This is a genomic window from Streptomyces sp. WM4235 (assembly GCF_001279725.1).
Classification (GTDB): domain Bacteria; phylum Actinomycetota; class Actinomycetes; order Streptomycetales; family Streptomycetaceae; genus Streptomyces.
The window spans coordinates 13,668-27,941 of record NZ_LGDE01000304.1; the positions used below are offsets into that span (position 1 = coordinate 13,668).

Consider the following 14,274-nt stretch of genomic DNA (forward strand, 5'->3'; position numbering starts at 1 on the left):
CCGGCGGGTCGGCAACGAAGCACCGGGGACGCGCACTTGGTCACCGGCCCGGAGTCGAGGGATTCTCCGGTGTCGAAGGCACCGAAGGGTTGGCGTACCCGGCGTGGGCCCGGCCCGATGCGGCGGACAGCGTCAGGGTGCCGGGGGCGGCCGGATCGCGCAGGGCCCCGTCCACTTCGCAGCGGCCCGCGCCCGCCTCGCAGTCGACCCGGAAGCGGGTGGCGGTCGGGAAGGTGAGGTCCAGCCGGCCGGAGCCGGTGCGGGCGGTCACCTGCTCCGGCGGGGTCAGGAAGGCGGCCGTGGCGCGGCCGGAGCCCACCCGGAACTCGGCCTGGGGGGAGGTGAGGACGCCGGCGTCCAGTTGCCCGGATCCGACGCGGGCGCGCACCGGGCCGCGCAGCCCGGTGAGGTGGAGGGCGCCGGAGTCGACGTCCGCGTCGACGGCGCCGCCCAGGCCGCCGATGTCCACCCGGCCGGAGCCCGCGGTCACTTTGATCGGGATGTCGGCGGGCACGGTCACGAACAGCCGCACGGAGCAGCGCAGGCCGGGAAGGCCCGAGTCGCCGGTGCCGCCGGGACAGTGCGGGGTGAGCCGCAGCGCATCGCCGAGTCGGCTCTCCTCGATGGTGGGCCGTCGGAACGACCAGCCGAGGTCCGCCCGGTAGGAGACCTGCCGGTCCGCGCGCGGGGTGACGGTGACGTCGGAGCCGCCCGCCACGATCTCCAGCGCGGCCACCGGCCGACCGGCGCTCCCCCCGGACGCACTCCCCTGCCGCGTGTTTCCGTACGCCCACGCCTGCCAGGCGGCGGGAATCACCACGAGCACGGCGCCGAGCCACGCGGCGGCGAGCCAAGCCGTGCGGTGGCGCGCCCGCGGCGCGGCCGTCCCGGTCTCGGCGCTGCCGGTCACGACGTGCCGTCCAGGAAGCGCAGGACGGCGAGGACTCGGCGGTGGGCGCCGTCGGCCGGCGGCAGGTCGAGCTTGGCGAAGATGTTGTTGATGTGTTTGGCCACCGCGCTCTCGCTCACCACGAGTTCGGCGGCTGTCCCGGCGTTGGACTTCCCCTCCGCCATCAGGGCCAGGACGTCCCGCTCGCGGGGGGTGAGCCGCTCCAGCGGGTCCTTGCCGCCGCCGCGGCGGAGCAGGAGTTGGGCGACGACCTGCGGGTCGAGTGCCGTGCCGCCCGCCGCGACCCGGCGCAGCGCGGCGACGAACTCCTCCACATCGGCGACGCGTTGCTTGAGGAGGTAGCCGAGGCCCGCGCCGCCCTGGGTGGTCAGCAGTTCTGCCGCGTAGCGTTCCTCGACGTACTGGGAGAGGAGCAGCACGGCGGTCTCGGGGTATCGGCGGCGGATCACGAGCGCGGCCCGGACGCCTTCGTCGGTGAAGTCGGGCGGCATCCGCACGTCGACGAGGGCGAGGTCCGGCTTGTGTTCCTCGACGGCCGCGAGCAGGGCCTCTCCGTCGTCGACCTCGGCCGCGACCTCGAATCCGGCCATGCCGAGGAGTTTGACGAGTCCTATGCGAAGAAGGACGGAGTCCTCGGCGATCACAGCACGCACGGCAGCTCCACGGTGATGACGGTCGGGCCCCCGGGAGGGCTTTCGATCATGATGGTTCCCTCGACGGACCCTATGCGTTTGCGCAGTCCGGTCAGGCCGGTCCCGCCCGCCGGGTCGGCTCCGCCCACCCCGTCGTCGGTGACGACGACGCGCAGCAGGTCTCCCCGGCGCCCGGGGATCCGGCGGATCCGCACGGAACAGTGGCCGGCACGGGCGTGCTTGGCGACGTTGGCGAGCGTCTCCGACACCACGAAGTAGGCGACGGCCTCGATGGTCGAGCCGGGGCGCACGGCGATGTCCACCGCCAGTTCGACGGGGAGCGGGGCGCGGGCCGCGATCCCGGAGAGCGCGGCGTCGAGCCCGCGGTCCTCCAGTACGGCCGGGTGAAGGCCCCGTACCAGGTTGTTGAGTTCCTCGATGGCCTCCTTCGCCTCGCGGTGCGCCTCGTCGATGACGGCCCTGACCTCGGGCGGCAGATCGGTCAGGGTGGCGCGGGCGATGCCGAGGTTCATGGCGAGGGAAACCAGGCGCTGTTGGGCTCCGTCGTGCAGGTCCCTCTCGATGCGCCGACGTTCGAGGTCGGCGGCGTCCAGGACACCCGCCCGGCTCTCGGCCAGGTCCTCGACCCTGCGCAGCAACTCGCCCGCCCGGCTGGGCCCGAGCAGGGCGGCGCCCGCGCGCGTGTCCAGTCGGGTGACGAGTGCCGCCCACCACGGGGCGGCGAGCAGCAGCAGGACGCCCGCGACCGTGAGGACGTCGTACGAACTCGACCCGCCCTGCCCGAATTCCGGGTCGTCGGTGGGCAGCATCCAGGACCAGGCGTACACGGAGGCGCCTGCGAAGCCGCCGATCCAGAGGAGGACCAGCACGGCTCCCCCGAGGGCCGCGGCCGGCCCGGCCAGCAGGTGGTAGCCGTACTGGCGCCAGGTCGACTCGGAGGTCAGCCGTTCGGCGATGCCGCGCGCGGTGTGCCGGGGGTGTGTGCGGGCGACCTCCGGCACGTCCCGGTCCGCCAACGTCCGGAAGCGGCTGCGTTGGAGCCTGGTGAGGAGCGGACCGCAGGCGAGGGCGAGGAGGAGCGGGACGGTGCTGCGTGGCCACGCCCACAGGAAGACCACGCCGAGCAGGACGGGCAGGGCGGGTGGGATCGCGGCCGCGCAGAAGGCGGTGTTGCGGCGGGCCCACGCCGACCACGGTGCGTGCGCGGCGATCCAGGTGTACGTACGCCTCAACGCGCCGCGAAATGCCATGCGTCGTACGTTAATCGCATGTCAGGGGGTGTTCGACCACCCTGGTGCCCGCCCCGGGGTGTACCTGGCACCACCCCCGGTTCGGTCGTTGGAGCTACTGATCTTCCGCGCTCCGGGCACGAGAGTCGTGGAGTGCCCGGCGGACGGACCGTCGGGTCGGAAGGAGTTCCGCACCCATGGCCCTCGTCTCCCCGCAGCGCGTCGCACCCCGTCCCTCGACCGGACGGGCGGCGGCAGGTCGGGGCCGCCGGGCCGACGTCCGCGTCCCGCGCCTTTCGACGGTGCTCTCGGGCGCCGGGCTGGCGCTGGTGCCGTGGATGGTGGTGTTGGCGAAGTCGGTGCCGCACACGACCGAGGTGTCGTACTGGTCCACCGCGTGGATCGGGCTCGACGCGATGCTGGTGGCCGGTCTGGCCGGTACGGGTGCGCTGCTGCGCAGGGGCGACCCCCGGGTGTCGGCGGTGGCGGGGGCGACGGCCGCCCTGCTGGTGATGGACGCATGGTTCGACGTCACCACCTCGGCCGGCACGAGCGGCCAGGGGATGGCACTGGCGCTCGCCGCGGTGGCGGAACTGCCGCTGGCCGCGGTCTGCGCGGTCGTGGCGATTCGTCGGCCGGCGTGAGCGGGGGGCGTGAGTGAGGGGCGTGAGTGAGGGGCGTGAGTGAGGGGCGTGAGTGAGGGGCGTGAGCGCACACGCCCGCGGCGCCCCTCGGAAGGGGCGCCGCGGGCGGTCGGGCGGCGCGTGCGGCGCCGCCGGTCGGACTACTCGACGACGAGCTCGACGGGGATGTTGCCGCGGGTGGCCTTGGAGTAGGGGCAGACCTGGTGGGCCTGCTCGACCAGCGCGGCGCCGGTCGCACCGGCGAGGGACTCGGGGAGTTCGACGCGCAGGGTGACGGCGAGGGCGAAGCCGCCGTCGGTGTCCTTGCCGATGGAGGTCTCCGCGGTCACGGACACCTCGCTGGTGTCGACCTTGGCCTGGCGACCGACGAGACCGAGGGCGCTGGCGAAGCAGGCGGCGTAGCCGGCGGCGAAGAGCTGCTCGGGGTTGGTGCCCTGGCCGTTGCCACCGAGCGCCGGGGGCATGGCCAGCGCGAGGTCGATCTGACCGTCGGAGCTGACGGCGCGGCCCTCACGGCCGTTGGCGGTGGCGACAGCGGTGTACAGCGCGTCCATCGGGGGTTCCTCTCGGAGGGGTGGATCGGTGCGGCCGTCGTCCGACCGCTCCACCAATAAAGCACACGCTTGAGTTGTGTGCAACTTGATTGTGCACAACTGAATCGCTGACAAGAGTTCCCGGGTACACTGGCCGACATGACCGAGCAGCAGCCTGAGACCCTCACCGAGCCGGACTTCCTCCGCCTGGACGGGCAGATCTGCTTCGCGCTCAACGCCGCGAGCCGCGCGTTCGGCGGCCTGTACCGGGTCGTCCTGAAGGACCTGGGCCTGACCTACCCGCAGTACCTCGTGATGCTCGTCCTCTGGGAACACGGCACGACGCCCGTCAAGCAGCTCGGGGAGCACCTGCGGCTCGACTCCGGCACCCTGTCGCCGCTGCTCAAGCGGCTGGAGGCGGCCGGCCTGATCCGACGCGAGCGGAGCACCGAGGACGAGCGCTCCGTGCACGCGGTACTCACCGACGAGGGCACCGCTCTGCGCGCCCGGGCGGTGGCGGTACCTCGCCGGATCGCCGCCGCCACCGGGTTCGAGCTCGGCGAGATCCGTGACCTCCAGGCGCGGCTGAGCCGACTGACCGAGGCGCTCGACACGGCGGCCGCGAGCGACACGATCGCCGACGGGGCGGCGCACGTCGGGCACGGCGCGGACACCACGAACGCCGGAACCACCGGGACCACCGGCAACACGGACGCCCCGGGCGCGTGAGCACTCGGGGCGTCGGCTCGGGCCCGGCCGTCGGGTCGGACCCGTTCGATCAGGCGTCCTTCTCCAGCGTGGGGCGCAGGCGCTCCAGCAGCGCGTAGAGCGTCGCGCTCTCCGCCTGGTCCAGCGCGTCCAGCGCTCCGTGCGTGGCCTGCATCTCCTCGCGCACACGGCGGATGGTCTCGCGACCCGCGTCGGTCGCCACCACGTTCTTGACCCGGCGGTCCGCCGGGGACGGCTCGCGCCGCACCAGCTCCCGCGCCTCCAGCCGATCCACGATGCCGGTGACGTTGGACGCGTCGCAGGCGAGCAGGGTGGCAAGGCCGCGCATCGGCACCGGCCCCTCCAGTTGGGCCAGGACCTTGGCCTGCGTGGACGTGAGCCCGTGCCGGGCGGCGGCGGTGGCGAAGTCGCGCCATTGGGCGGTGCCGATGGCAGCCAACAGTTCCAGCAGTCGCAGTTTGGTGGGGCCCTGCGAGGTGGCCGCGGCGGTGGCGCTCATGGCGCGAGCGTACGCCCACAAGCTTCATATTATCAACCTTTTACTTGACCACCTTAACTATTGCCGTCTACCTTCATCCAAGTACTTGAGGACATCAAACATCTGTGATCTGAAGCATTGAGAAGGTCCCGCCAACCATGAGCACCGCCGCATCCGCCCCCGCCGCCGCCAGGCCCCGGAACGAGACGGTCATCGTCTTCGCCCTCAGCCTCGCCGCCATGGTCGTGTCGATGATGCAGACCCTGCCCGTTCCGATCCTGGGTCTGATCCGCACCGACCTCGGCACCTCGACCGCCAACGTCAGCTGGGTCACCACCGCGACCCTGCTGTCCGCCGCCGTCTTCACCCCGCTGCTCGGCCGCTTCGGCGACCAGCACGGCAAGAAGCCCACGCTGGTGGCCGTTCTCGGCGTCATGGTCGCGGGATCCGTCATCGCCGCGCTCGCGACCTCGCTTCCGCTGCTGATCCTCGGCCGGGTCCTCCAGGGCGCGGCCACCGCGATCTTCCCGTTGGCCCTGTCCGTCCTGCGCGAAGAGGTCCGGCCCCAGAAGCTGCCGGGCGCCATGGCGCTGGTCAGCGGCACGCTCGCGTTCGGCAGCGGTCTCGCGCTCGTCGCCACCGGCCTGCTGACCTCCGGCTCCGACGCCGACTACCGCAACGCCTTCTGGATGGCGACCGGCTTCGCGACCCTGGCCCTACTGGCCGTCGTCTTCCTGGTCCCGGCCACCCGCCACAAGACCGGCGGCCGGACGGACTTCCTCGGCGCGCTGACCCTGGGCATCGCCCTCCTGCTGCTCCTGCTGCCCATCTCGCAGGGACACGAGTGGGGTTGGGCCTCCGCTCGGACGCTGGGCAGCTTCGCCGGCGCCGCCGTCATGACGGCCGTGTGGGTCCTGGTGGAGCGCAAGGTGCGCGAACCCCTGGTGGACATGCGGATGTTCGTCCACCGCCCCGTCCTGATGGCCAACCTGGCGGGCATCCTCGTGGGCTTCGGCATGTTCGCGAACTTCCTGGGCGTCTCCTACCTGGTGCAGATGCCGAAGGCCCTCACCGGGTACGGCTTCGACGCGTCCATCCTGCGGGCCTCCGTCCAGTTCCTGCTCCCCGGTGCGATCGTCTCTCTGCTGGCCTCCCCCGTCGGCGGGCAGCTGGTGCGCCACCGCGGGCCCCGCGTCGCGCTGGGTCTGGCCGCCGTGCTCGGCGCCGTCGGCTTCGGCTGGTTGGCACTGGACCACGCGCACACCTTCTCGGTGATCGGCGCCGGTCTCGTCGTCGGCGCGGCGGTCAGCTTCGGGTACGCGGCCATGCCGGCCGTGATCATGTCGAGCGTTCCGCACCACCAGAGCGGCATCGCCAACGGCATCAACTCGATCTCCCGCTCCACCGGCAGTGCGATCGGCAGCGCCATCGTCACCACCATCCTGGCCTCGAAGACCATCGAGCACCTTCCGGCCGGCGTTCCCGCGCTGCCCGCCGAGTCCGGCTTCACCCTCACCTTCGGGATCGGGGCCGTCGCCTTCGCCCTGGTCGCGCTGATCAGTTGGCTCGGCCTGCGCTCGGGCCACGGCCCCCGGGTGGAGGAGCCCGTCCCGTCGAGCGAGGCCCCGCTGCTGAAGGCGGTGGAGACGGCCGACGCCGTCTGACCCCTCGCCCGCCCCACCCCAACCGCCTCCGGTCCTTCGCGACCGGGGGCGGTTCTTCGTGTTCCCGTACGGCGCGACTGCTTTCCCGGACCGGCATCCGGCTCGCCACAACATCGAATTCAGGCCAACTGTCTCGAATATCCGGGAGGGCCCGCTCACCCACCGGTCCTGACCGTCGCGTTGTCAGTGGGCCTCGCTAGTCTCCCGACATACCGCAGCTCACAGGGCGTTGGCGCCTTCCTTCGGGCTGCGCGGAATCGGGCGGGTACGACAGAGGGGCAGGCACGGCTGATGGCTTGGCTGGCGGCGGGTGAGGGCTATGAGATCGCCCTCGTGGAGGGGCGGGTCGTGGCCCGGGGATCGACGAAACGGCAGTTGAAGACATTGCCGAAGGCGCTGCGCGACCACCCCGAGGTGGACCGGCTGCGCCGGCTCTCGGAGTGGCTCGATCGGCACGTGGTCGCGTGTGTCGCCCAGGTGGACGCCTGGATGGTGTCCTCGCTTCCGGTGCCGACCACGCTGCTGGCCCGGGTCTGGCCCGACGAGGCCTGGCAGGGCGCCCTGCGCGACCTGGCGATCGTCGCCGACGACGACCCCGACGAGGTGGGCTTCCTGCGCGACGCCACCGAGACGGGCGAGTTGAAGGTGGTCAACCTCGACGGCGAGACCATACGGCTCTCCCCGCGCACCGTGACCCTGCCGCACCCGGTGCTGCTGCCCGACCTGGACGACGTACGGGACTTCGCCGCCGAACTCGGCATCACCCAGCAGGTCGAGCAGATCCACCGCGCGACCTGGCAGAAGCCGGCCGGGCTCGCCGCGAACGCGACCGAGGTACGGGACTACGCGGGCGGGGTGTTCCCCTCCCGGTTCAGCCTCGCGGCACGGGCCACCGGCCTCGGCTACCGGGTCTCCGGCGGCTACGCCACCTGCAAGGTGCGCGACGCCGGCGGTGCCGTGGAGGCGGCCGTGTGGATCGGCGAACCGTACTGGGAGGACGAGTCGAGCACCGGCGGGCTGAACTGGCACGACGCGGAGGGTCGGGCCGTGCGGCTCGCCGAGGTCGGACCGGTGGCCTGGTCCGAGGGGATGCGGATGGCCGCGGCGCTGTACGCCGGGCGCAAGATCGAGGAGGGCGGGAACGCGTGAACACCAAGACCACCGACACCGGCGGGGCCCGGGCGCTGCTCGACGCGGGCGCCGTGCTGCCCGCCGACACCACCGGGGCGGGCGACGAAGCCGTCGAACTGACCGCACGGGCCTACCGCCACCCGGCCCTCGGGGACGACCGGGTCGTGATCCGGCTCGCCGCGGCCGAACTGGGCGCCGCGGAGGACCTCGCCGCCGGATTCCTGGGCCTCGAACCCGACGGCGAACCGGCCGTGGTGGGTCTCGGCCGGCGACAGGCCCTCGGCTTCCCCGAGTGGGTCCTGGTGCACCACCCCGAGGACGGGCACCACGCGCTGGCCGTCGTACCGGAGTTGGACCGGGCCGCCCGTCAGGCGAAGACCAAGCCGAAGGCCGCCCTCGACGCCTGTATGGAACTGGCCGGCCGGCTCGCCGTGTCCGTCCCGCACTTCCTGCCGGTCTTCCACGAGCAGGCCGCACGGCTCTTCCTCGCCGTCGAGAACACCACGTACGCCGCGCAGCTGTTCGGCAAGGCCCGCGCGAGCGAGGCGGAGTTCGGCCTGCCCGTGGACGAGGACCGGCTGGACGCCGTCTTCCTCGAATTCGCCCTGGCCGGCGCCCTGCCGGTGAAGGTGCTGACCGGGTACGGCAAGGCGCTGGCGCTGCGGGTCTCCCCCGCCGAGGCCTTCGACCGGTTCCGCCGGCTGTGCGTGCGCCGCACCGCGGGCGGGCTGCCGCCGTCCGCGCAGGTCGCCGTCGAACTGCGCCGACTGGCCCGCGCCGCCGGCCTCACCGGCACCGAACCCGAGCAGGACTATCTCGCCGAGCTGTTGCCGCTGCCCGCCACCCTGCGCGCCGCCGCCGGCTGGTGGAAGGCCCACCGCCCGGCGTTGCTCGCGCTCGCCCGGCGCGTGCCCTCCGTACGGGGCACCCTGCTCGGACTGACCCCGCCCAGCGGCGGCGACGCGGGCGCCATGGCCGCGATGTGGCTGGAGCTGCTCGTCGACTCGGGCGCCACCGTCGGGCTGTCCGCCGCCGACGCGCCGGCCGAGGAGCGCTGCTCCGACGGCGCGTCCGGCTGGCTGGAGCGCTTCCAGACCGCCCGGTACAGCGGTTGGGGCACTCCCCCCGCACTACCGAACCTGCTCGAACTCGTCGAGCGGTCCGCGGACCGGCTGCGCGCGGAGCTCGCCGCACCGGAGCGCGAGACGGGGCTGCGCCTCGGCTTCGAGGACGTGGACCTCCTCGATCTGGTGCTGTCCCTGGACCTGCCGCTCGCCGACCCGGACCCCAAGGACAACCGGACGCTGGGACTCCAGGCCTGGGGCGACCACACCGCCCGCCGGGAACTGCGCGCGCTGTGCGCCGACGAGCGTTTCCGCCCGGTGATGTTCCGTTCCCTGAACGAGCTGGGGAGCCGGGCCACCGGACGGGGCGCCGTCCGCGCACTCGCCCTGTCCCCCGGGAGCAGCGCGCTGCTCGCCGACTGGGTCCGCGAGGTGGCCGCCTCCTCCACGGCGTCCGCACTGCCGGCGCTGCCCGCGGCGATCCGCTGGCTGACCTGGCTGCCGGCCGAGGCGCTGGCCCTGGCCCCCGAGGACGTCGCGAAGGCGGCGGCGCTCGACGTGGGCGGGATCCTCGCGCGGACGCTGCGCGGCGGACTGTTCGAGGAACTGACCTGGCCCGCCTGGGAGACGGCGGTGTCCGAGCTGCGGCCGAACGCCAAGGCGCGCGGGGGGCGGCGCGACCGCGGGCTCGTCGTCATGGACGCCTGGCCCCACCTGATCGTGGCCAACTCCACGCAGGTCCGCGTCGTCGACGCCGACTCGACGGTGCTCACCCACGACCTGCGGGTCCCGCGCGGCGATCACTACCGCCTCGGCTTCCACCACGTGGACGGCGACCTGCTGGTGTTCTGGGTCTCGTACGGCGGCGCCGTGGAGGGCTACTGGCTGAGCGCCCCGAACGACGTCCTCACCCTCGACCACCCGGGCTCCTACTGGTCGATCCGCAACGAGCAGGTCACCCTGCCGCTGCCCGGCGGCGGCCGGTTCACCGGCCACGGTGTCCTGCACGCGGGCGACACCGAGCTCCCGACCGAGCGCCCGGTCCTGTCCGACGGCACCTCGTACTGGGTGTGGGACTCGGGGAGCGAGCCCGGCGCGGCAGGATGGTACGAGTACGACCCCGCGAGCGGCGCCCTGGGACGGCGTTCGCAGCCCGCCTTCCTCGCCGACGCCCTGCGCGGGCACCCGGAGGGCAGCAGCCTGCCGCAGCACGCGGGCGCCAACTGGCTGCGGCCGACGCCCACCGTGGAGGGTTCGGTGTTCGGCGCGCCCGTGGACGGCCTGCTCGGCTGGCGTGTCGTGCACGTTCCCGATCGGGGCTGGCACGGCTCGGACACCGCCGGTCGCTCGGTGACCGCGGCCGAAGGCCGCATGCCCCAGGGGGCGCTACGCCTGCCCGGTGACGACCGGCTGCGCGTGCTGTCCAGCGACTGGCGCACGCTGACGCTCAGCGACCACGACGGGGTCGTCACCTCCCAGGTCAGCTCCGACCACGACAACCCGGCCTACTCCACGCCCGCCGTGGATCTCCCGCCGCTCCCCTACTGGTACTGCCTGCGGGCCCGGGACACCGAGGGCTCGGCCGCGCTGCGGACCGCCGACGCGGAGACCTGCGGTGCGCTGCTGAAGGCGGCCGGAGCCGCCGACCGGGACGAGCTGCCCGCCATCGTGAGCGCGGCTCTGCCCCGGATCACCTCGCCCGAGCTGATCGGGGGCGTGGTCGACAAGCTGCGGGACGCCCTGCGGCAGCGGACGGCGCTCGACAAGGTGGCCGCCGCCCTGAACCCGACCCCGGAACGCGAGCCCGCGCCGCGGGTCGAGCGGGGCCCGTCCGACAGGCTGGTCGGCGAGGCGCTGGAAGGGCTCGTCGCCGGCCGGCACCGCCGGTTCGGCGGGGACTCCGACGCCGCGTACCGGTTCCTGCGGGAGCTGGTGTCCGTCTCCGCCGACACCGACGCGCGGGAGGTGCCCGGACGGCTGCACTTCGACGTGCCGGGGCTGACGCGGACGATGCCCTGGACGGAGCTGTTCCTCGACGGGGCCGCCGCCGTCGCCTACCGCGCGGTGGTCACCGGCGCCGACGACGCGCGACGTGCGGCACTGTGCACGATGCTCGAACAGGTGGTCGCGCTGGGCCTGGACTCCACCGAGACGTCCGCCGGCCGGTGGCTGCGCGTACTGGTCCACCTCGGTCGCAACCACACGACGCAGCCGGACGGCCGCGACCGCGGGAAGTGGCATTCGACCGTGTTGCCGTACGGTGGCGGCGCCCTGCTCGCGATCACCGGCGAGCACGGCGACTCCACCGACGAGGGCCGCGAGTTCACGGCCCTGCTGCACGACCCCAGCGGTCGGCTCGCGGTGCCGCAGCCGTACACCTCGCGCGGTCACGCCCCGCTCGGGGACCGGGGGCGCGGGGCCGGTTGGCTCGCCGCGTTCCTCGCCGCGGCGGCCGAGCACGGCGCGGCGCCGTGGTTCACGGAGGCCGCCGAGGAGTTCGCCCGCCTGACCGGGGTCTCCGGGCCCGCGGCCCGGCTGGTGCTCGCCGGCCTCCCGGACATCGACACCTGGGACCGCAACTTCCTGCCGGCCGAACTCCGTGCGGCCATCGGGGTCAAGGCCACGGACTCGGCGTACGCCCGCGACGACCTGCGCGACCTCGACGTCGAGGTCCGACGGGAGCTCGTGGCGGCGCTGCTGCCCGCCGAGCCGGCGCGGCTGTGGAGCGAGGGCCCGGACGTGACGGCCGCCGCCGAGGTGTGGAACCGGCGCGTGGGTCGACGCACGCCCGTACCGGACTGGCTGCTCGTGGAGGCGACCCGCGCCGTCGGCGCGGGGACGAGCCACGGCCACCGGTGGTCGGTGCACAAGGCGCTGCCCGCGCTCCTCGACCCGGCGGCGACACCGGAGCTGAACACCGATGTGGCGTGGGAGGTGCGGGAGAACCAGATCTCGCCCCGCGAGCCCGCGGCTGCCCCGTTCACCTCCGCGGTGCTGACCCGGGCGGTCGCCCTCACGGGGTGGCTGGCGCACCGGCTGCCGGCGGGCGACCCGGTCCGGGCCGTGCTGCCCCCCGCGCTCACGGCGTTGCGCCGGCGGCTGTCCGCGCCCGAGTTGCTGCTCGGCATCGACGTCTACCACAACCCCGCGGAGTTCCGTAAGGCGGCGGGCACGCCGACCGAGACGGGCGAGGGCTACGAGCGCTACGGCGCGGTGGTGCTGCCCGGCACGAGTACGCACTGGTCGTATCCGGCGCTGCGGCCCGCGCTGCTGGACTCCACCGGTTCCGACCCGTACCTGCCGGCGCTGCGCGGCCCCGAGCAGCAGCCGTTCGCCGTGGAGACGGCGCTGCGGCTCGCGCGGGACCCGGGCTTCGCGCGGCTCCTCGCCGATCCGGGGGCGCCGGCCGCGGGATCGGTGGACAAGGACGGGACCTGGTGGCCGCAGGACGCGGGCCGTTCGGTGCCGGACCTGGTGGCGGAGGTGAGCGACACGTACGGCCTGGGTGCGGACGCCGCCGTCCTCTACCTCGCGCTGCTCGCCATGCCGGACCCCACCGACCGCAACACGGCGCGCTGGACGGGCTGGAAGCCGGCCCGGTTGACGGCGGCCCGCGCGGAGCTGGGCGCGACCGACCTGGTGGTGACGGCGAGCCGCAGCCGCGCCGGACGCTCCCTGTTCCTGCCGGGCGGGTGGGCGGACGTCTCCTCCCCGACGCTGCCGGTGGAGCTGTGGAAGCTGCCCATGTACGGAACGGCCGCGGGACGCAACCCGGTCCTGGGAGTGCTCGTGCCCACCGAACCGGTCGCGGATCTGTACCGGCGCGCGTGGGAACGGGTTCGCGAGGGCGACACGCCGCGCTTCGAGGAACTGAAGGTGAAGCGCACGACGCGACGCCGGAGGTGACGCCCTCCTGAACGGTCCGGGCCGGGGCACTTCGCCCCGGCCCGGACCGGCCCACCGTCGGCCGCTTGCCGGCGGACCGCCCCGGGGAGCAGCCCACCCGGCGCGCCCCGACCCGCGCGAGGTGCCGTGAGGCACCCCGCGCCCCACTTCCTTCCCGTATCACCCGGAGGACCCCGATGACCGTCACCGAACCGTCCGCCCCCGCCCGGCAGGTCATGCCCGCGGAGGAACGCCACGCCGCCGAACTCGCCTTCCTGGCCGCGCACGACACCGGGCCGCGCCCGCCCGGCTGGGCCCTCACCCCGCGCGCCGTCGTCACGTTCGTCTGCGGCAGCGAGGGCGCCGAACTGACCCTGCCCAAGCGGCGCGCCGGACTGCCCACCAAGCTGGTGATCGCGTCGAAGTTCGTCGGCGAACGCGCCCTGGTCGAACGGTGCGTGGTCACCCTCGCCGGCGAACGGGGTCTGCTGCTCACCGGCGAGCCCGGCACCGCCAAGTCGATGCTGTCCGAGCTGCTCGCCGCGGCCGTGTCCGGCACCAGCGCCCTCACCGTGCAGGGCACGGCGGGCACCACCGAGGACGCCTTCCGGTACGGCTGGAACTACGCCCTGCTGCTGGCCCAGGGCCCCACCTCGCAGGCCCTGGTCGACTCCCCCGTACTCGCCGCGATGCGCACGGGCCGGGTGGTGCGGGTCGAGGAGATCACCCGCTGCCTGCCGGAGGTACAGGACGCCCTGGTGTCGATCCTGTCCGACCGTCGGGTGAGCGTGCCCGAACTGACCTCGACCGAGGACGCGGTGGTGTCCGCCGCCCCCGGCTTCACCGTCATCGCCACCGCCAACCTCCGCGACCGCGGTGTCTCCGAGATGTCGGCCGCCCTGAAGCGGCGGTTCAACTTCGAGACGGTCGCGCCGATCGCGGACGCCGACGCCGAGGCCACGTTGATCCGGCGCCAGGCCGTCGCCGCGGTGCAGCGCGCCGGAGCCGCGTTCGGTGTCGACGACGCGGTGCTGGACGCCCTCGTCACCGTCTTCCGGGACCTGCGCTCGGGGCGCAGCGCCGAGGGCTGGGACGTCGAGCGGCCCGGTACGGTCATGTCCACCGCCGAGGCCGTGCAGGTGGCGGCCTCGCTGGGGGTGGCCGCCGCCTACCTGCCGGGCGGCGACGTCCTCGATCTGCTGCCGGGGCACCTGTTGGGTGTCGTGCGCAAGGACGACCCCGCCGACCACGGCCGGTTGTTGGGGTATTGGGACGGCCCGGTCCGCCGCCGTGCCGAGGACGGTTCGGCGATGTGGCGCCGGCTGTGGGACCTGCGCGGGAGCCTGCGGTGACG

11 protein-coding genes are annotated in these 14,274 nt (G+C 73.8%); 6 read left to right on the forward strand and 5 right to left on the reverse strand.

Features of this window, described 5'->3' with window-relative positions; genetic code table 11:
- Window positions 1–40: 40 nt before the first annotated feature.
- The 3 genes from ADK55_RS20085 to ADK55_RS20095 are packed head-to-tail and all read right to left on the reverse strand — an operon-like array spanning window position 41 to window position 2,813.
- Window positions 41–910, reverse strand: a complete 870-nt coding sequence (locus ADK55_RS20085) for a hypothetical protein (RefSeq protein ID WP_053680643.1) — start codon at window positions 908–910, stop codon at window positions 41–43.
- Window positions 907–1,563, reverse strand: a complete 657-nt coding sequence (locus tag ADK55_RS20090) for a response regulator (RefSeq protein ID WP_234350164.1) — start codon at window positions 1,561–1,563, stop codon at window positions 907–909. The genes ADK55_RS20085 and ADK55_RS20090 overlap by 4 nt, the downstream gene beginning before the upstream one ends.
- Window positions 1,551–2,813, reverse strand: a complete 1,263-nt coding sequence (locus ADK55_RS20095; protein ID WP_053680646.1) for a sensor histidine kinase — start codon at window positions 2,811–2,813, stop codon at window positions 1,551–1,553. Before ADK55_RS20095 ends, ADK55_RS20090 begins: the two co-directional genes overlap by 13 nt.
- Before the next feature lie 176 nt (window positions 2,814–2,989).
- Between ADK55_RS20095 and ADK55_RS20100 the strand changes: the two genes are divergently transcribed.
- Window positions 2,990–3,436 carry a hypothetical protein gene (locus ADK55_RS20100; protein ID WP_053680649.1) on the forward strand — a complete coding sequence of 149 codons (447 nt, stop codon included), beginning with the start codon at window positions 2,990–2,992 and terminating at the stop codon, window positions 3,434–3,436.
- A 140-nt stretch (window positions 3,437–3,576) separates the two neighbouring features.
- On the opposite strand, the gene ADK55_RS20105 is transcribed toward ADK55_RS20100, so the two are convergent.
- Window positions 3,577–3,990: an organic hydroperoxide resistance protein gene (locus ADK55_RS20105; protein WP_053680651.1), complete on the reverse strand. Its 414-nt coding sequence runs from the start codon at window positions 3,988–3,990 to the stop codon at window positions 3,577–3,579.
- 138 nt (window positions 3,991–4,128) lie between these two features.
- On the opposite strand from ADK55_RS20105, the gene ADK55_RS20110 reads away from it, so the two are divergent.
- Window positions 4,129–4,698 carry a MarR family winged helix-turn-helix transcriptional regulator gene (locus ADK55_RS20110; protein ID WP_078999182.1) on the forward strand — a complete coding sequence of 190 codons (570 nt, stop codon included), beginning with the start codon at window positions 4,129–4,131 and terminating at the stop codon, window positions 4,696–4,698.
- A 49-nt stretch (window positions 4,699–4,747) separates the two neighbouring features.
- Here ADK55_RS20110 and ADK55_RS20115 read toward each other — a convergent pair whose 3' ends face one another.
- Window positions 4,748–5,197, reverse strand: a complete 450-nt coding sequence (locus tag ADK55_RS20115; protein WP_053680653.1) for a MarR family winged helix-turn-helix transcriptional regulator — start codon at window positions 5,195–5,197, stop codon at window positions 4,748–4,750.
- Window positions 5,198–5,334: 137 nt separating this feature from the next.
- Between ADK55_RS20115 and ADK55_RS20120 the strand changes: the two genes are divergently transcribed.
- From ADK55_RS20120 to ADK55_RS20135, 4 genes are all read left to right on the forward strand, one after another.
- Complete coding sequence (locus ADK55_RS20120) at window positions 5,335–6,840, forward strand: MFS transporter (protein ID WP_053680655.1); 1,506 nt, start codon at window positions 5,335–5,337, stop codon at window positions 6,838–6,840.
- Between the two features lie 291 nt (window positions 6,841–7,131).
- Window positions 7,132–7,989: a DUF4132 domain-containing protein gene (locus tag ADK55_RS20125; protein ID WP_053680657.1), complete on the forward strand. Its 858-nt coding sequence runs from the start codon at window positions 7,132–7,134 to the stop codon at window positions 7,987–7,989.
- Entirely contained in the window at window positions 7,986–12,941 is a 4,956-nt protein-coding gene (locus tag ADK55_RS20130; RefSeq protein ID WP_199826579.1) for a DNA-binding protein, read from the forward strand. The genes ADK55_RS20125 and ADK55_RS20130 overlap by 4 nt, the downstream gene beginning before the upstream one ends.
- A gap of 176 nt (window positions 12,942–13,117) precedes the next feature.
- Complete coding sequence (locus tag ADK55_RS20135; RefSeq protein ID WP_053680659.1) at window positions 13,118–14,272, forward strand: ATP-binding protein; 1,155 nt, start codon at window positions 13,118–13,120, stop codon at window positions 14,270–14,272.
- The last annotated feature ends 2 nt before the right edge of the window (window positions 14,273–14,274 follow it).